16 protein-coding genes (1 of these 16 only partly in view) are annotated in these 19033 nt (G+C 28.8%); 2 read left to right on the forward strand and 14 right to left on the reverse strand.

The features are described from left to right. Positions 1 to 191, forward strand: the final stretch of a protein-coding gene (locus tag CNEONATNEC86_RS19955; RefSeq protein ID WP_159136725.1) for a PTS sugar transporter subunit IIA. Its footprint begins 310 nt before the window's first position; only the last 191 of its 501 coding nucleotides appear in the window; the start codon falls outside the window, past its left edge; it ends in the stop codon at positions 189 to 191. A gap of 545 nt (positions 192 to 736) precedes the next feature. On the opposite strand, the gene CNEONATNEC86_RS19960 is transcribed toward CNEONATNEC86_RS19955, so the two are convergent. The 4 genes from CNEONATNEC86_RS19960 to CNEONATNEC86_RS19975 all read right to left on the reverse strand — a co-directional run bounded on the left by CNEONATNEC86_RS19960 (position 737) and on the right by CNEONATNEC86_RS19975 (position 5539). Further along, positions 737 to 2416, reverse strand: coding sequence for a PTS transporter subunit EIIC (locus CNEONATNEC86_RS19960; RefSeq protein ID WP_058293049.1), 1680 nt, complete (start codon positions 2414 to 2416; stop codon positions 737 to 739). Between the two features lie 294 nt (positions 2417 to 2710). After that, positions 2711 to 3568 (reverse strand): glucose PTS transporter transcription antiterminator GlcT, encoded by an 858-nt coding sequence (gene glcT / locus CNEONATNEC86_RS19965; protein ID WP_159117114.1) that lies wholly within the window; start codon positions 3566 to 3568, stop codon positions 2711 to 2713. Between the two features lie 60 nt (positions 3569 to 3628). Then, entirely contained in the window at positions 3629 to 4582 is a 954-nt protein-coding gene (locus CNEONATNEC86_RS19970; protein WP_159136726.1) for a GNAT family N-acetyltransferase, read from the reverse strand. Positions 4583 to 4774: 192 nt separating this feature from the next. Next, complete coding sequence (locus CNEONATNEC86_RS19975; protein WP_125147849.1) at positions 4775 to 5539, reverse strand: tRNA threonylcarbamoyladenosine dehydratase; 765 nt, start codon at positions 5537 to 5539, stop codon at positions 4775 to 4777. A 296-nt stretch (positions 5540 to 5835) separates the two neighbouring features. On the opposite strand from CNEONATNEC86_RS19975, the gene CNEONATNEC86_RS19980 reads away from it, so the two are divergent. Continuing rightward, a complete protein-coding gene (locus CNEONATNEC86_RS19980) occupies positions 5836 to 6528 on the forward strand; it encodes a 5'-methylthioadenosine/adenosylhomocysteine nucleosidase (protein ID WP_058293053.1) in 693 nt (230 codons plus the stop codon). Positions 6529 to 6551: 23 nt separating this feature from the next. On the opposite strand, the gene CNEONATNEC86_RS19985 is transcribed toward CNEONATNEC86_RS19980, so the two are convergent. The 10 genes from CNEONATNEC86_RS19985 to CNEONATNEC86_RS20025 form a co-directional block, all read right to left on the reverse strand. Beyond that, positions 6552 to 7808: a DUF1015 domain-containing protein gene (locus CNEONATNEC86_RS19985; protein ID WP_058293054.1), complete on the reverse strand. Its 1257-nt coding sequence runs from the start codon at positions 7806 to 7808 to the stop codon at positions 6552 to 6554. 147 nt (positions 7809 to 7955) lie between these two features. Next, positions 7956 to 8864, reverse strand: a complete 909-nt coding sequence (locus CNEONATNEC86_RS19990; RefSeq protein ID WP_125147852.1) for a D-2-hydroxyacid dehydrogenase — start codon at positions 8862 to 8864, stop codon at positions 7956 to 7958. Between the two features lie 422 nt (positions 8865 to 9286). Next, entirely contained in the window at positions 9287 to 10774 is a 1488-nt protein-coding gene (locus CNEONATNEC86_RS19995) for a carboxypeptidase M32 (protein ID WP_200848551.1), read from the reverse strand. Positions 10775 to 10986: 212 nt separating this feature from the next. After that, a complete protein-coding gene (locus CNEONATNEC86_RS20000; protein ID WP_159136727.1) occupies positions 10987 to 12636 on the reverse strand; it encodes a peptide ABC transporter substrate-binding protein in 1650 nt (549 codons plus the stop codon). A 70-nt stretch (positions 12637 to 12706) separates the two neighbouring features. Further along, positions 12707 to 13687 (reverse strand): ABC transporter ATP-binding protein, encoded by a 981-nt coding sequence (locus CNEONATNEC86_RS20005; protein ID WP_058293058.1) that lies wholly within the window; start codon positions 13685 to 13687, stop codon positions 12707 to 12709. Then, complete coding sequence (locus CNEONATNEC86_RS20010; protein ID WP_058293059.1) at positions 13687 to 14694, reverse strand: ABC transporter ATP-binding protein; 1008 nt, start codon at positions 14692 to 14694, stop codon at positions 13687 to 13689. Before CNEONATNEC86_RS20010 ends, CNEONATNEC86_RS20005 begins: the two co-directional genes overlap by 1 nt. Positions 14695 to 14708: 14 nt before the next feature. Continuing rightward, positions 14709 to 15650, reverse strand: a complete 942-nt coding sequence (locus CNEONATNEC86_RS20015; protein WP_125147855.1) for an ABC transporter permease — start codon at positions 15648 to 15650, stop codon at positions 14709 to 14711. Positions 15651 to 15663: 13 nt separating this feature from the next. Beyond that, complete coding sequence (locus CNEONATNEC86_RS20020) at positions 15664 to 16581, reverse strand: ABC transporter permease (RefSeq protein WP_058293061.1); 918 nt, start codon at positions 16579 to 16581, stop codon at positions 15664 to 15666. 974 nt (positions 16582 to 17555) lie between these two features. Next, complete coding sequence (locus tag CNEONATNEC86_RS21365) at positions 17556 to 17726, reverse strand: hypothetical protein (protein WP_058293062.1); 171 nt, start codon at positions 17724 to 17726, stop codon at positions 17556 to 17558. 114 nt (positions 17727 to 17840) lie between these two features. Continuing rightward, on the reverse strand, positions 17841 to 18986 hold the full coding sequence (locus CNEONATNEC86_RS20025; RefSeq protein WP_159117118.1) for a CHAP domain-containing protein: 1146 nt from the start codon (positions 18984 to 18986) through the stop codon (positions 17841 to 17843). Between the last annotated feature and the right edge of the window lie 47 nt (positions 18987 to 19033).

The raw sequence follows: 19033 nt of genomic DNA on the forward strand, positions 1-19033 counted from the left end.
CTGAAGCTGGAACTAAAGTAAAGGCTGGAACTCCTATTATAAAAGTAGATAGAGAATTTGTTAAGTCTAAAAACTTACCATTAATAACTCCTGTTTTAATAACTAACCCTGATATATTAAAATCTATAACTCCAGTTGAAAATGTTAATACAGTTGCTGGAGAAACAACAATATTAGAATATACACTTTAATTTTTTGTATATATTTAAATAAGCTTAAGAAATAAATGAGTAGATTGTAATTAATCTACTCATTTATTTTTTTATAGATTCCATTTTAATAGTTCATCCTTTAATCTTACATTATAAGTAATCTCTCTATTCTTAAATTAATATATAGAAAAGCAAAGTATAACTTTAAAATTATTATTACTATATTTATTGGTTACATAAAATAATTTAATACTTAACTTTTACTATATAATTTATATTATCATTATTAGTCCTTTTTACAGCTTTTAATTTATCTTGCAACTTTATTTATATAGAGTAAATGGGCCTAGGTCAATATTTTGGACACATCTCTCTTATTTCAATTATAATTTATTTTTTATGTGTCCACAAAACTATACTAGCAACAGTAAATAATTGAATATATAAATATATACAAATACATATATACAAGAATATACATATACCTATATAGATAAATATATCTATTTTTATATAAAAATAAGACATGAGTCCATATAACCCATGTCTTACTTTATTTCTAAATATTACTTAGTTTAATATCTTTAGTGATTTCCTAATATATCATTAATTGCACTCTTATATCCGTCTGCTTTAGCTCCGAATATAGCTTGAATTCCGTTTCCAACTTCCATAACACCGGCTGCACCTAATGATTTAAGTTCATTTTTATCAACTTTAGATTTATCTTTAACTTCTACTCTTAATCTTGTTATACAAGCATCAACACTTACTATATTAGCTTCTCCACCTAATGCTGCTAATACTGCTGGAGCTTTTTCTGCTATCTCACCTTTACCGCTAGGTGCTGAAGCATTTGATCCGTTAGAACCATTTCTATTTTGGTAATCTGCTTTAGTATATAACTTAGTTTCTTCTTCATTTTCATCTCTACCAGGAGTCTTTAAGTTGAACTTCTTGATTATGAATAAGAATAAGAAATAGTAAACTACCGCATATATTGCACCAACTAATAGAACCATATACCATCTAGTTGGAACTCCTGCACCTGCTGGAAGTAAACCAAATAAACTAAAGTCTATTAATCCACCAGAGAAAGTCATACCTATAAATACTCTAAATATATCCATTAACATGAATGATAAACCTGCTAATACACAGTGTACTCCGTATAATACTGGAGCAACAAAGATAAATGTGAATTCTAATGGTTCAGTTATACCTGTTAATAATGATGTAAGAGCTGCTGCTGCTAATAATGATCCAACTGTTTTTCTCTTACTTGGTGCCGCTGCTCTATACATTGCAAATGCAGCTGCTGGTAATCCAAACATCATGAATGGGAATTTACCTGCCATAAATCTTGTTGTACCACTAACTATAGTTGACATTGTGTCAGCTGAAGCTCCTACTAAATCAGTCATACTTGATAATTGAGCAAAATATGCTGTATTAGCACCAGCAACTGTTTGCCATGTACCATTAACTAATATTTGCCCTTCAACAAATGATCCAAACCAGAATGGAGTATAAAATACATGGTGTAGTCCAAATGGAATTAGTGCTCTTTCTATAAGTCCATATAAGAATGTTCCTATAAATCCTGCATCTCTAACTAGATTAGCTATAACACCTATACCATTTTGAACTATTGGCCATAAAAATGCTAATACTGCACCAACAAGTGCCATAGTAACAGCTGTTACTATTGGAACAAATCTTGACCCCGAAAAGAATCCTATAATTTGTGGTAATTGAATCTCATGGAATCTATCATGTAATACTGCTGTAACTATCCCTGTAATAATACCACCAAATACTGACATATTTAAAGTGAATATTCCTAAATTAGTTGTAACATATGTTCCATATTCGCCAACATTATCTGGAGTTAATACACCTAATTGAGTAACTCCTAAAGTAAGTAATGTTGAAATAACTTGGTTCATTACTATAAAACCAAAAACTGAAGCTAATGCTGCTGTACCCTTGTCTTTTTTAGCAAGACCAACTGCAACTCCAACTGCAAATAATATTGGTAAGTTACCAAATACTATATTTCCTATATCATTCATTACAGTTAATATTGCTGTAACTACAGGAATATTAACAAATGCTATTAATGGTTGGTATACAGCTGGAGCATTTTCTAACCCTGAAATTCCAAGTAAAGCACCGCCTACACCTAATAATATACCTGCTATAGGCAAAGCTGCAATCGGTAGCATAATAGCTTTACCTATTCTTTGTAAATATTGAAGCATAATAATTCCTCCTAAAATTTAAAAAATGTTATTTACTCTATAGTAAGTTCTTCATATTAAATAAAAATTATTCATCAAGCCGGCCAGCTTATATAAATTAACAACAAAAAAAGACTTAAATGTAATTTAAAAAGATTCATTACAGTGCTATAAATATAAAATTATATAGCAATAAATCTTTTATAAATAACATTAAGTCTTGCCTGCATAACCAGTTACACCTTAATTATTTTCTGTTGTGAAATTATAATATCATATAATAAATAGTTTGTAAATGTTCAATGTAAATGTTTTTTATTTATTTTTACTACTTATTCTGAATCGCTCTATATGTATAGTTAAAAAAGCGATTTCATCTTCTGATACTTTTAATTTTAATTCTTCTTCTATAACTTTGCAAATATTTTCAGAAATCTTATATGATTCTTTATATGTATCTTTTATAACTTTAGCTAATTCATTATTTACAGTGGTGTTTTCCATTATTCTTTGTATCGCAAATTTTATATGTGTACAAAAACGTGCATAATCAAGTGATTTTCTATTTATCTTTATATTTAATTCATTTTCAACATATTCAACTATTACATTGCTTAAATATGTATTTTTGACTGTGTTAGATACCTTTCCATCATTTATTGCAGAATGAATATGCAATGTTATAAATCCTATTTCTCCTTCTGGAAATTTTATATGACAATGCTCTCCAACCATATTAGATATCATTTCTGCTAATTCATATTCTTTAGGATATAGTGTTTGTGTCTCTACTAAAAATGGATTTTCCACTTCCTTATCATTTTTTAATCTTTCTACTGCCACAAATAAATGGTCTATTAGTCCTATATGTATTCTTTCATTCAATTCACAATTCAATTGATTTGATATTTCATATATTCCTTCTTCACATACTCCCAAAAAATCGCTATCAATATTTCTAGTTATATATTTAAAATTATTAATATTTTCTTGATCTTCAATACTAAACACCTTAGCTATTTCAGTTCCAGAGGGTATTATGCTTCCTTTCTTTTTCCCAAATCCTATTCCTTTAGCAAATAATATCTTTTCCTTATTTTCAGAATTAACTAAAACAATGTTATTATTAAAAACCTTTGCTACTAATTCATCCTTACTTAATATCACGCTCATTATTTTACTCCTTCTTAGTTAATTTATACATAATCCTAAAGTTAAACAAAAGCTCTTTTATCATTGATATTGTTTATAGAAGTCTTCTTTTACAATATAATAGCTAGCATGATCTCTCCATTTCCCATTAATCAACAAATACTTCTCATTTATACCTATCAATTTAAATCCACATCTTCTAAGTACATTTCTAGATTTCTCATTATCAACAAGTGCAGATGCTTCTATTCTATGTAAATCACACTCTTCAAATGAATATTTAAGTACTAACGTAACCGCTTGCTTCATATAACCTTTTCCGCAATACTCCTTATCCATAGAGTATCCTATTATTCCACTTTTAAACGATCCATATACAATATTAGATACTTTAACTTTTCCTATCAATTTTTCCTCTTTAAAAATCCCTAAATCTATACTAGTCCCATTCATAAATTGTTTATAACTTTCATTCAAAATCTTTCTTTGAGAATCTATTGTATAAAAATCATTATCTCTTAAAGGCTCAAATGGAGCTAAGTGTTCTTTATTTCTTATATAATATTTTAGTAAATCATCTGCATTTGCTGGAGTTAAATTTTTGACAACTATATCATTTCCTTGTAACTCTATATTAGAATATTGAAGTCCATTTTCATATTCAATTCTAGTTATCCCCAAAATAAGTTCATCTATGTACTTACCATTTTTGAATTCATTTTGACCAATTATTCCTTCTAGAATAAATCCTAAATCTAAAAAAGGACTGATATCTAAATCTTCACAGATTTTTATATTCACCTTAAATATATTTACATTTTTGAATATGGCCCTTAAAATGCAAACTAATGTGTCTTTCAATATTGAATATTTATACTCTTTATAATATATTAAATCAATATCACATCTCTTCTTTTTATTATTGATACTTGCTATATTGAATCGTCCCAATATGATATTATTTAAATCTTTAATCAGATATTCTGATTCAGTTGATTTATCTGGTTCTATCTTTATAATTAAATCTGAATTCATTGTAAAATTCTCCCTATAGTTATAAGCATTAAAAAATTAGAATTTTATATTTTCTATCTTCCTTAATATTATAAACAATAATTATAACAATTTAAATATCCACATCTAAAATTAAAGTATGATAATAATCAACAAAATCCACAATATATTGTTGATAACTAATAAATTTTAGCAATATATTGTGGATTTTTATTATTTTTCTATTTTTAATATGTCCTTAATAACTTCTCCTGCTATTATCATGCCTGCAACTGGTGGAACAAAAGACATACTTCCTGGTATTTGTCTTTTACTTGCACACTTTTTAGTTCCTCCAGTACATACACATCCTGTTTTACAAGTTACTACATCTTCTGTTTTAGGTTTTGTCGGAATTTCTTCTGAATATACTACCTTTAGTTTTTCTACACCTCTTTTTCTTAATTCATATCTCATTACTTTTGCTAAAGGGCACACTTTAGTCTTGTATATATCAGTAACTCTAAATTGAGTTGGATCAAACTTATTTCCAGTTCCCATAGAACTCATTATTTTTATCCCTTTTTTATAGCAATATTCTGCTAATCCTAATTTTGCTGATACAGTATCTATAGCATCAACCACATAATCCACATCATCCGGAATCAGTTCTGCCAGATTATCTTGTGTCACAAAAACCTGATGTGTAATTACATTACATTTTCTATTAATAGAAAGTATTCTCTCTTTCATGACTTCTACCTTTGGTTGGCTTATAGTTTTTATTGTAGCATGAATTTGTCTGTTAAGATTAGTTAAACATACAGTATCATCATCTACTAATATTAATTCACCAATACCAGCCCTAGTTAAAGCCTCAACTGTAAAACTTCCTACACCTCCAACTCCAAATACAATAACTTTACTATTTCTTAATTTATCTAATCCTTCTTTTCCTATTAAAAGTTCAGTTCTTGATAAAGGATGTTGTAATTCCATAAGATTTCTTCTCTCCTTAATTTAAAATATGTATTAAAATAAACTGTCTATATAGTTATATTCCTCATAGTAATATAAACTTATACTGTAATTTTCTAATGCTATTATATCATAAATATAAATTCCTACTATATTTATAGGATAAATATTATTAAAAATAATTAAGCTGTAAGAATTTTTTTATCATTATTAGATAATTTTTATCTTAATTAATATACTTCTCTATTAAATTGTCAAAATTATGTTTATAATATGAATTATAGCAAGTAACATTTTATATATTTTAGGAGGATAATATGGTAATAGGAATCATTGCTGCAATGGCAGAAGAATTAGAAATTTTATTAAAGGATTTATCAATAGAAGATAAAAAAGAAAAAGCTAATATGACATTTCATAAAGGCAAACTATATGGAAAAGATGTTGTTGCAGTAGTTTGTGGAATAGGTAAAGTTAATTCAGCTGTTTGTACTCAAATTTTAGCTTCTGAATACAATGTTGATAAAGTTATAAATGTTGGAGTAGCAGGAGGAATTGGTAAGGATATATATCCTGGAGATATCGTAATCGCTGAAAACTTAATACAGCACGATATGGATACTACAGCTTTTGGTGATAAAATGGGTCAAATCCCAAGATTAGATACATTTGATTTTAAATGCGATCAAAATTTAGTTACTGTAGCTAAGAAAGCATGTGAGGAAATTTCTGAGTTAAATAGTTTTGTTGGAAGAATTGCTTCAGGTGATCAATTCATCGCAAATATCGAAAAAATCCAATGGCTTGAAAAAGAATTTGGAGCCATTTCTTGTGAAATGGAAGGTGCAAGCATAGCTCAAGTTTGCTACTTAAATTCAATTCCATTTGTAGTAATAAGATCAATTTCTGATAATGCAAATAACGGAGCTCATATGGATTATGAAAAATTCACTCCAATTGCCGTTCAAAATTCTACTCGAATACTAAAAAGAATGCTTGAAATGATGTAATAAAAAGTGCCTTTTGGCACTTTTTATTTTAATTTGTGAATAAACAATCCACTTCTAAGTTTTGGTTCAAACCAAGTAGATTTTGGTGGCATTACTTCACCTATATCTGCAACTTTCATGATATCACTAACTTCTGTTGGATACATAGAAAAAGCAATCTTCATATCAGTATGAACTCTTCTTTCAAGTTCACCAATTCCTCTAATTCCACCAATAAAGTCTATTCTATCAGATGTTCTAACATCTTCTATACCTAAAATAGGTCTTAATACATTTTCTTCTAGTATAGATACATCTAAACTCTTAATAGGATCTTCTGGATTATATATTCCATCTTTTGTTTCAAGGGTATACCATTTATCTTCTACATACATTCCAAAAGTATGTTTTCTATATGGTTTAACTGCTTCGTTATTTTCTGATTCTGAAACAACAAACTTTTCATTAAGTTTTTCTATTAAATCTTTAACACTTAATCCATTTAAATCTTTAACAACTCTATTATAATCCATTACCATCAAATCATTATCTGGAAATGCAACTGCTAAGAAATAGTTAAACTCTTCTTCTCCCGTATAGTTAGGATTTTCTTTTCTTCTTTTTAAGCCTACTTTAACAGCTGATGCAGATCTATGGTGTCCATCAGCTATATATAAATAATCAACTTCTTTAAATAAATCAACTATTTCATTTATAATTATTTCATTATCTATTACCCAAACAATATGGCTTATTCCATCTTCAGCTATAAAATTATAGATTGGTTTTCTTTTGCTTTCATTTTCAATCCATGCTTCTATTATTTCAGATGCAATTTGATCTTCTTTATAAGTTAAAAAGATTGGTCCTGTATTAGCATCACAATAATCAACGTGATTTATTCTATCTTGTTCTTTATCGGCTCTTGTAAACTCATGCTTTTTGATAACATTGTTTAAATAATCATCAATGGATGCGCAGAACACTATTCCTGTTTGAGCCCTTCCATTCATTATTTGTCTATATATATATAAACATGGCTCTTGATCTTGGACATATTCTTCGTTTTCTATCATCTTATCTAGATTTTCTCTAGCTTTTTCATAAACTTTTTTATCATGCACATCAATTGAAGGATCTAAATCAATTTCTGCTCTATCAACATGTAAAAACGAATGTGGATTTCCCTTAACCATTTCTCTAGCTTCTTCACTATTCATAACATCATATGGTAGTGCTGCTATTTTTGATGCCAATTCTTTAACTGGTCTTATACCTTTAAAAGGCTTGACTGTTGCCATTCAAAAATACCCCCTATTTTTATTTTTAATTTACGACTATAGATACTAATAAAATCTAGATAATCGCATCAGTTTAAATAGACTAGTAAATACGTCTACATATATATTATACCTCAGAGATACGTTTCCCTGAGGTATTTATTTTTATTATAAATTAAAGAATTCTTTAATTATTGATACCACTTCTTCACCAATTCTTGTTTGAGCTTCATCAGTTGCTGCTCCAATATGTGGTGTAACACTAACCTTAGGATGGTTTACTAATGTAGTATTCTTTGTTGGCTCATCTTCAAATACATCAAGTCCTGCACCTGCTATAACTCCATTATCAAGAGCTTCAAGTAATGCTGCTTCTTCAACAACTTTACCTCTAGCACAGTCAATTAGATATGCAGTATTCTTCATCATTTCTAATTCTTTCTTTCCAATTAATGCTCCTGCTTTCTTATCATATGGAACATGAAGAGATATGAAATCAGAAATTTTTAATACATCTTCTAATGAAACAAAATCATATTCTAATGCTTCATTTTTTCCAAATAAATCTGTATAAATAACTTTCATTCCTAATGCAGTAGCTTTCTTAGCTAATGATTGTCCTATTCTTCCCATTCCAATAATACCTAATGTCTTACCTGCAATCTCAGTTCCTTGGTACTTCTTTTTATTCCATTCGCCATTTCTCATTGTTACATTTGCTATTGCAACATATCTTGCTAAAGAAAACATATGAGCAAGTGCTAATTCTGCAACTGAATCTGAACTTGCTGCTGGAGTATTTCTTACTGTCACTCCTGCTCCTTCACCTGCTGGAATATCTATGTTATCTATTCCAACACCAGCTCTAATAGCTAATTTTAAGCTACCACCTTTTTCAGCTTCAAAAACATCGGCTGTAAGCTTTGTAGCTGATCTTATCACTATAGCATCAAAATCCTTTAAATTTTCTCCCAATACAGCTTGTTCGATGTGATCATTAACCACTTCTACTCCTAAAGCTTTTAGTGCGTCAATAGAAGCTTGTTCTAACCCATCGTTTGTTAATACTTTAATCATTTTTGTTAACCCCCTAATAAATAAGTATATACTTTATTGCTTTTTGTTTATTGCTCAGATTATATAGGAGCTTAGAGTGGTAATTTATCTAAACTCCTATTAATTCCAATAAAAATCATCTGAATTAAATATATTAAAGTACCCTAATTTTAAATATAGATTGCACATGTCAATCTTATGTTAGAATACTTCAAATCATATTATAATCAAATTTATCAATTAAACTTATTTTGTTATATTTTACTACTTACTTACGTTTAATTCAATACTTTATTACTTTAAATTATATTTTTTCATAATAATTTTATAATTACATATACATTTTTCATTTGAAATAATTAATATACATACTAGATTATTATTAATTTTACATATCTCTTACCATTCTTTTACATGTTATCTCATATATTCATTATATATTTCTAATATATTTTCATATATTTTTTCTTCAAATATTCCAAGTAATATTTTGTTAATAATTTTTCTCCAGTTGCATTTATAATTAATTCTTCAGGTTCATATATGCATCCATATTTATGAATTTTTTCTTTTAACCATTCATCTATAAAGCTTATATTACCATTTTTCAAATCAATTATTGCATTTTCATTTTCTTTTAAAAGAGCACTTAGAAGTTGTCCTCCATAAAGATTTCCTAATGCATAACTAGGAAAATATCCAAATGAACCATCAGACCAATGTACATCCTGAAGAACTCCTTCGCTATCATTTTTAGGTTCTACGCCCAAATACTCAACATATTTTTCATTCCATATCTTAGGCAGGTCCTTGACTTCTATTTCACCATTAATTAATAGCTTTTCTATTTCATATCTTATTATTATATGTAAACTATACGTCAATTCATCTGCTTCTGTCCTAATAAGAGATGGCTCAACATAATTTACTGCTTCATAAAATTCATCTAAATTCACGTCTTTAAATTCAGGAAATTTATTTTTTATCAATGATAATATAACGCTTAAAAATTCATTGCTTCTTCCAACTATATTTTCATAAAAACGAGATTGTGATTCATGTATTCCCATAGACACTCCAGTACCTAATCCTGTTCCTACTAATTCATCAGCTATATGCTGTTCATATAATCCATGGCCACCTTCATGAATAACACTAAAAATATTAGACATCAAATCTTCTTCATAATAATGTGTAGTTACTCTTACATCTTTATTCCAAAAATTTGTTGTAAATGGATGCATGGATTCATCTAATCTTCCTGCTTCCATATCAAATTTTATTAACTTTAATAATTCTTTGCTTAATTCTCTCTGCTTTTCTATAGAAAACTTTCCTTTTAATACATCTCTTTTTATAAATTTATTGCTCTTTTCTATATACTCTAATATCTCTAGTATTCCATCTCTTAACTCACCAAATATTTTATCTAATTTTTTAACAGTCATACCTGGCTCATATATATTTAATAAAGCATCATATTTATTGTCCTCATATCCATAATATTCTGCAAATTCTCTTGAGAATTTGACCATCTTTTCTAAATGCGGTTCGTATATAGAAAAATCATTTTTTTCTTTTGCCTCTTCCCATGCCGCTTCCGATATAGGTGCAGCCATCATAAACTCTCTATATTTATCTTCCGGAATATTTTTTATTTGATTATAATTTTTCTTGATATTTTTTATAATTGCCTTGTCTAAATCATTTAATGTATCCATAATAGGATCAAAATAATCTATAAATTCTTTTATTTTATCACTTGTTCTTAATTTAAATATTTCAGTTGATAAATACCCTAAAACCTCTGACCTTTGTTCTAACGCCTTTTTAGGCATAAATATCATATTATCATAAGAAACTAGATTATAAGTATACTCTAATCTATCTATATTTCTTACATATTCTTTTAATTCATTTATCTTTTTCATTATAATTCCTTCCTTTATAAATATAATTATTTATCTAATTAAATTATACTGGGGCTATCGCATAAATATTAAATTCTACTGTATATAATATTTTTATTTTCAATACTTATACTCTATATTATAATTATATTCTTTAATGTTACAGCCTCATATAAAAATAAGCTATCATAAGATGAATTGAAATTCATCTTATGTAGCTCATTTTTTAATAATTATTTTTCTAAAGTTACTTTATCGAAGTATATAAATCCTAAGTTTGATACTTTAAGACCTTTAACATAAGATTGTACACCCATAGTTTGAGTATAATAATATATTGGCGCAATTGGCATATCTTCCATCAACACATCTTCTGCTTGATGCATTAAATCCATTCTCTTAGCTGCATCTTGCTCTACTTTTGCAGCTTCAACTAATTCATCATATTTAGGATTGTTATATCCTGAGTTATTTAATCCTGAATTTGATTCAAGAAGATCTATGAATGTCATTGGGTCATTATAATCTCCAACCCATCCATCTCTAGCGATTTCATAATTTTTAGAAATTCTTGTGTCTTGGAATACTTTCCATTCTTGGCTTTGTATTTGAACATCAATACCTAAGTTATTCTTCCACATATCTTGAATTGCTTGAGCTATTAATGAATGATCCCCTTCTGGATTTATAAGTAATGTAAGTGTAGGGAAACCTTCTCCATTTGGATATCCTGCATCTGCTAATAATTTTTTAGCTTGTTCTACATCACCCTTAGCTGGAAAATACTCTTTATTTTTAAAGTCTTTTCCTTCAGCATCAGGAATTCCTACTGGCACAAAACTAGTTGCTGCAATTTGTCCACCCTTAGTTACATTATTAACTATTGCTTCTCTGTCAATTGCAAGATTAAGAGCTTTTCTTACATCTACATTTCCTAAAGCTTCCGCTGCTTTTGGATCTGTCACTTTATCTGTAACGTTAAGTGATAAATAATATGTTCCTAATTGTGGATATGTTGTAACATCTCCTTTTTTAACACCTTCTGGTACTTCTGCTGCTGGAACAGAATAAATCATATCAAATTGTCCTGCTTTATAATTTGCCCAAGCTGAAGTTGGTTCTGCAACGAATTTTATATTTAATTTATCAAGAGTAACTTGATCTTTATTGTAATAAGTATCATTTTTTTCTAATACTGCACCGTCTTTAATCTTATAATCTGTAAGTTTGAAAGGTCCATTTGAAACATAAGTTTCAGCTTTAGTTGACCAATCTTTATTTGCTTCAACAGCATTCTTATTTACTGGGAAATAGCATGGGAATGATACTAAATCCAAGAAGTAGGCACATGGTGATTCTAATGTTACTTCTAGTGTATTATCATCAATTGCTTTAACCCCTACGTTTTCTCTATCTTCTTCTGTTCCTGATTCATTATATTTTGTTGCACCTTTTAAATATAACATTTGATATGAGTATTCAGCAGCTGTTGCTGGATCTAATACTCTTTTCCAGGCATATTCAAAATCTCCTGCTGTTACAGGATCTCCATTTGTCCATTTAGCATCTTTTCTTAAATGGAATGTATAAACTGTTTGGTCCTCTGATAAGTCATAACTTTCAGCTATTGCTGGTACCGGCTTGAAATCATCACCTGGCTTATATAATCCTTCAAATAGGTTTTCTAATATAATACCACCATCTACTGCTTGGTTTAATGCTGGATCTAAAGTTTTTATATCTCCACCTATATTAAATGTAAGTTCTTGAGCTCCAGCTGTTGCTCCACTTTCTGATGAAGATCCACATCCAGCCAATACTGAAATTCCAAGTGTTGCAGCTAATACTACTGCACACATTTTTTTAATTTTACTTGTTTTCATTATAGTATCCCCCTCTTTAAATTATTAATTTTATTATTTTTATATAATAATTTGCTATGCAAAGAATTAACTAATCATATAAATGACATGCTACAAAATGTCCTGGCTTTACTTCTTTTAGCTCTGGATCCACTTCACTACATATTGGCATTGCACAATTGCATCTTCCTTTAAATCTACATCCAGGTGGTGGATCTATTGGAGATGGAATATCTCCTGTAAGTGTTATTCTTTTATTATTTTTAGCAATGTCTGGATCTGGTATTGGTACTGCTGAAAGTAAAGCTTTTGTATATGGATGTAAACATTCACTATATACTTCATCACTTAAACCTAATTCAACCATTCTACCTAAATACATAACACCAATTTTAGTTGATATATGTTTAACCATTGAAAGGTCATGAGCAATAAACAAATATGTTAATCCTAATTCTTCTTGAAGTTCTTCAAGCATGTTTATAACTTGAGCTTGGATTGATACATCAAGGGCCGATATAGGCTCATCGCAAACTATAAATGCTGGTTCTACAGCCAAAGCTCTTGCAATACCAATTCTTTGTCTTTGTCCTCCTGAGAATTCATGAGGATATCTATTAATATGATCTCCAGCAAGTCCAACCTTTAATAAAAGGCTTCTTATTCTTTCAGTTCTTTCTTCCCCTACAAATAGCTTATGTACATCAATTGCTTCTCCTATTATATCCCCAACAGTCATTCTAGGGTCTAATGATGCATATGGATCTTGGAAGATCATTTGCATTTCTTTTCTTAAAGACACCATTTCTTTAGGCGAATATTTAGTGATATCTTTTCCTTTAAAGATTATTTGGCCAGATGTTGGTTCATAAAGTTTTAATATTGTTCTTCCAGTTGTAGTTTTACCACAGCCTGATTCTCCAACTAAACCTAATGTTTCTCCTTTTTTTAATGAGAAAGAAACCCTATCTACTGCTTTTACATAACTTTTCCCTTTAAACAAACCTTTATTTACCGGGAAATACTTACATAAATCCTTTACTTCTAAAATTACCTCTTTGTTATCTTCCACTATTTTATCCTCCTTATAGGCGATTCAACTTTTGGTGCATCTTCATGGCATAACCAACAAGCAGCACTATGATTTTCTCCTACTTCAAATTGTGGAGGCTGTTTATTTATACAAATTTTCATTGCATAGTCGCATCTAGCCGCAAACGGACATCCAACTGGTGGTTTTAACAAATCTGGCGGCTGTCCTTCTATTGGTTTTAGCTTTTCTTTTGTGTTTTCTTTAGGATTAGGAACACTTCTTAAAAGTCCCCATGTGTATGGATGTTTTGGTCTATAGAATATATCTTCAGTTGTACCTGTTTCTACAACTATTCCACCATACATAACATTTATTCTGCTGCAAAGGTCTGCAACAACTCCTAAATCATGAGTTATCAATATTATTGATGTATTAAGCTTATCTTTTAAATCTTTCATAAGATCTAGTATTTGTGCTTGTATTGTAACATCAAGTGCAGTTGTTGGCTCATCTGCAATAATAAGCTTAGGTTCACAAATTAAACTCATAGCTATCATAGCTCTTTGCCTCATTCCACCTGAAAATTCATGTGGATATTGTTTCATTCTTTTTTCCGGACTTGGAATTCCAACTAATTTAAGCATATTAATAGCTTGTTTTTTTGCTTCTTCTTTTTTCATTCCTCTATGCTTAAGTAATGGTTCCATCAATTGATCTCCTATTGTAAAAACAGGATTTAATGATGTCATAGGATCTTGGAATATCATTCCTATATCATTACCTCTAATTGAATCCATTTCAGAATCCTTTGCTTTTGAAATATCTTTTCCATCAAAATATATTTGACCATCTGCAATCTTTCCATTATCAGCTAAAAGTCTCATTATTGACATCATTGTTACACTTTTTCCACATCCTGATTCTCCAACAATGCCTAATGCTTCACCTTTATCTAGATAAAAAGAAACTCCTCTTACAGCATGTACTTGCCCAACATTAGTTTTAAATTCAGTTTTTAAATTTTTTACTTCTAATAACTTTTCCATCTGAACTCCTACTCCTATCTCTTATTCTTAGGATCTAGTGCATCACTTAAACCATCACCAAAAAGATTAAATGCTAATATAATTAAGCATATAACTACTGCTGGTGGTACCAATTGATAAGGATATGTATATATAGCTACCATAGCTTCATTAGCTAATGTTCCTAATGATGCTGTTGGAGGAGTAAGTCCAAGTCCTATAAAGCTTAAAAATGCTTCTGTAAATACCGCTTCTGGAATTAATAATGTTAATGTAACCATTATTGATCCTATACAGTTAGGTATTAAATGTCTTATAAGTATTTTAAACTTTGATACTCCAAGTGATCTTGCTGCAAGAACAAATTCTTGTTGCTTTAATTGAAGTACATCACCTCTAACAATTCTTGCCATACCAATCCAATAAGATATGGATAAAGCTAATATTATTGTCCAAAGTCCACTACCACTTTGTCCTGGTTTATTAAAGATAGTCATAAATATAATTACATAAATAGTTAAAGGTATTGAATAAATAACATCAACTATTCTCATTAAGACATTGTCTACTGCTCCACCGAAATATCCTGCAATTCCACCATATAATATACCAATAACTAAATTTATAAATGCTGCAACTACAGCTATTATTAATGAATATCTGGCTCCATTGAATACTCTTACAAAAATATCTCTTCCAAGTGAATCTGTTCCAAACCAATGTTCAGCTGAAGGCTTACTGTTTACTAGTGATAAATTTGTTGCATCATATGTATATTTTGAAAATATTGGGACAAAAATCGCTCCTAAAACTATTAATAAAATAACAACTAAAGATGCTATTGCCATCTTATCTCTTAATAGCCTTTGCCATGCATCTTTCCAATACCCAATACTTGGTCTAACTACTGCCTCAACTTCCTTTTCTTCTGCTGTTAGAGGTGTAAATTCACTTTTGTCTATAATTAATTCTTCCACTTTTACGTTCCTCCTAATTATCTAGCTTTATTCTTGGGTCAATTATCAAATATAACATATCAACAACAAACCCTAAGACTACTAATAAAGTACAATAAAATGCAGTAACACCAAGCAACATAGAGTAGTCCCTATTTGTAACAGATTGTACAAATTCATTACCTAACCCTGGTATTGCAAATATTTTTTCTATAATAAAGCTTCCAGTTAATATACTAGCAATTAATGGTCCTATGTATGTAACTATAGGTATAAGTGAATTTCTTAAAGCGTGCTTAAAAATTATTTTTCCTTTGCCTAGACCTTTTGCTTTAGCAGTTCTTATATAATCGGATTTTAATACATCTAATAACTTATTTCTTGTAAGTCTTGTGATAAATGCTGTAGATGAAGCTGATAATGCAATTACTGGCATAATATAATTTTTCCATCCACTAAATCCAGTAGGCGGTAATAGCTTCCATTCAACACCCAAGAAATAAATTAATACAGCACTAATAACAAAGCTTGGTATTGTTATTCCAAGAGTTACTATAAATACAATTATTGAATCTGCCCATTTACCTTTCTTTAATGCTGCCACTATTCCTAGAGAAATTCCAACGATTATCGATGTCACTACACTCGCCATACCAACCTTTCCTGATGCCGGGAAAGATGTTTCAATAGTTTCAGTTACATTTCTACCAGGGAAAACCATAGATTCACCAAAATCTCCATGAACTACATTTTTCATATACATAAAGTATTGTTCACTTAGCGGCTTGTCTATTCCATATTTAGCCTCCATATTAGCTTTAGCTTGAGCTGTTAACTTTTCACTATCAAATGGACCACCTGGCATAAGTCTCATTAAGAAAAATGTTATTGTAATTACAACCCATATTGTTAATAGACTTGATATTAGTCTTTTGCCAACATATTTAATCAATATATTCCTCTCCTTTTTGATATTAGTATTCTGAATGTTTTATTCATAATCTTGTCTATTTATTTAACAATAAATTAAACTCTGTTTAGTGATTAATTTATCATTATTTAATATCTTTTTACTTTGTTAATCTGTTACCGCTTCCACTATTACAAATCTTCTTTGTTTAATATTCTGGAAATAAAACTAAGAATATCACAAAGGAGTTATTAAACAATTTATATTCTTAGTTTAATAACTCCATAGTTATTTTAATTCAAATCTAAAATAAATAATTTAATTTTTTTATATAATATTTAAATTATTCTCCATTAATTAACACATTTATAATACTATTTTAATATTTTTTTGTCAACACGCATCAGATTACGGTATATTTATTCATTTACAATTTCGTACTCATTTCCAATAAAATGCTCAATTATAATAACTATCTGCCGCATCATCATCCCTATATTACTAAGAAATAAATACATTTCTATGATTATATTTAAATTAATAATAAAATTTTATAAATTTATACTCATATTTTTCCTTATGAATTTTTATTCAAATTTTAATATTATTTTTAAATTTTTATTCATAAAATTACTTTTTTTTCTCAATATATCTATATAGTCACTGGCAAATTTAAAAATTTATCATTAATTTTAAAATTTCATTTCTAAAGTTGTGTATTAATGAAAATTTTTTAGGTTTTACTTACAAATTTTCACTTTACCATAGTATGTCTTATATAATCCAAATTCCCGCAATTTAGCTTAATCACCCACTGAATCATATTTTAACTATCCTAATTTCTGTTTTAAGCAGTAATACTAATCGATATACATTACTATAACGATTTTTATTATTATACATATTAAAAATTTATGAAAAAAGTGGATTCTTGTTGAATCCACTTTTTTCACAACACAGCAAAGAGGCTATCGCAATTTTGCAACAGCCTCTTTTAAATAACAATTCATTAGTTCTTAATCATCAAAATATAAAACGGATTCCGTCTCTCTACAATATTTTACACACATACATTGTGCTAAATTTCTTGGGCATTTATAGCATAGGCAAAGTAGGTCTTTTCCATTACATTTATTATTTTTAAAATCTACGCATTCTTTACAATTAACTCCATTACCTGCTGGCATAATCTATTCCTACTTAACTAAACTTAAGTAGTCCTCCTTTCTTAGATAATTTCATTAGTTATGTTAACTATTATAAATCTAATAAATATAAAAATCTATAAAGCCTGTCTTTATCTAAAAATTAGGTTCGTCTATATATATGTATCCATATAAATAATCAGTAGAATATATTTCTCTATATTTAAATGTAGATCCATGCCAAGATGACTCTGATATGTAAATTTTATTATCTTCTATTTTTTCTACTACTGCTACATGTCCACATCCTCCTGAGCCCGGTAATGAGGAATTCCATACTGCTAATGCACCAACTTTAGGTTCTGATCCGTATTTATACTTTCCTATCTTTTTATTTGCACCCCACCATTCATATGCATTCCCATTAAAACCTGCATCATTAGGTGCTTTTCCTGTTAATTCAAACATTCTTCCCCATGCATACCAAGTACAATTTCCCTTTATTTCCTTATTTCCGCTATAAAATGGAGGTGAAAGTTTAGCTTTATAGAATATATTTAGATCTGAATAATAATGATCATCATCTTCTTCTGGTTCTTCTGTTCTTATTGTATCCTTTGATAATGAATCATTTTCTAGATTTAAATCTCCATATGAAAAATCATTTGGTTCATCATCCTTACTTCTTTCTTCTTCATTTTCATTATCATCTTCTTTTTCTTCATTATTATATTTATCATCAATTATTGTAAAATTTTCATTACTACTAGTAAATACATTTCTATCTGTAACTGAAGTAAGATTTTGTGTAGGCTCTTTTATATAATTTGATGGTAATTCGACTGTATTATCAGTTATTTCTTCATTTGATGTCAAAACTCCACTTTCGTTAAAATTATATCTTTTTCCTTCAATATCAACAGTTCCTATCTGCATTACTCCGCTATCATCTAAATAATATTTTTCATTATTTACAGTGAGCCATCCTGTTTGCATTACTCCATTATTATTAAAATAATACCACTTTTTACTATAACATACCCATCCTGTAAACATATGTCCATCATCAGCTAAACAATACCAATTATTATTTTCTTTAATCCATCCAGTCTTCATATCTCCATCGTTATTAAAATAATACCATTTTCCACTTATATATTTCCAACCAATAGTTTTTGTATTATTCTCAACCCAATTCCAAGTTCCTGTAGAATTTTTAATCCAGCTAGCTTGTACAGGACTAGAAATCAAGCAAGTTATTGTTACCATTAAAATCATTTTTTCCAATAGATGCTTTTTCACTAGTTCTAACTCCTTTTAATCCAAATTTTATCTTCAACTTAAATATT

It is taken from the genome of Clostridium neonatale (assembly GCF_900465025.1).
GTDB lineage: Bacteria > Bacillota > Clostridia > Clostridiales > Clostridiaceae > Clostridium > Clostridium neonatale.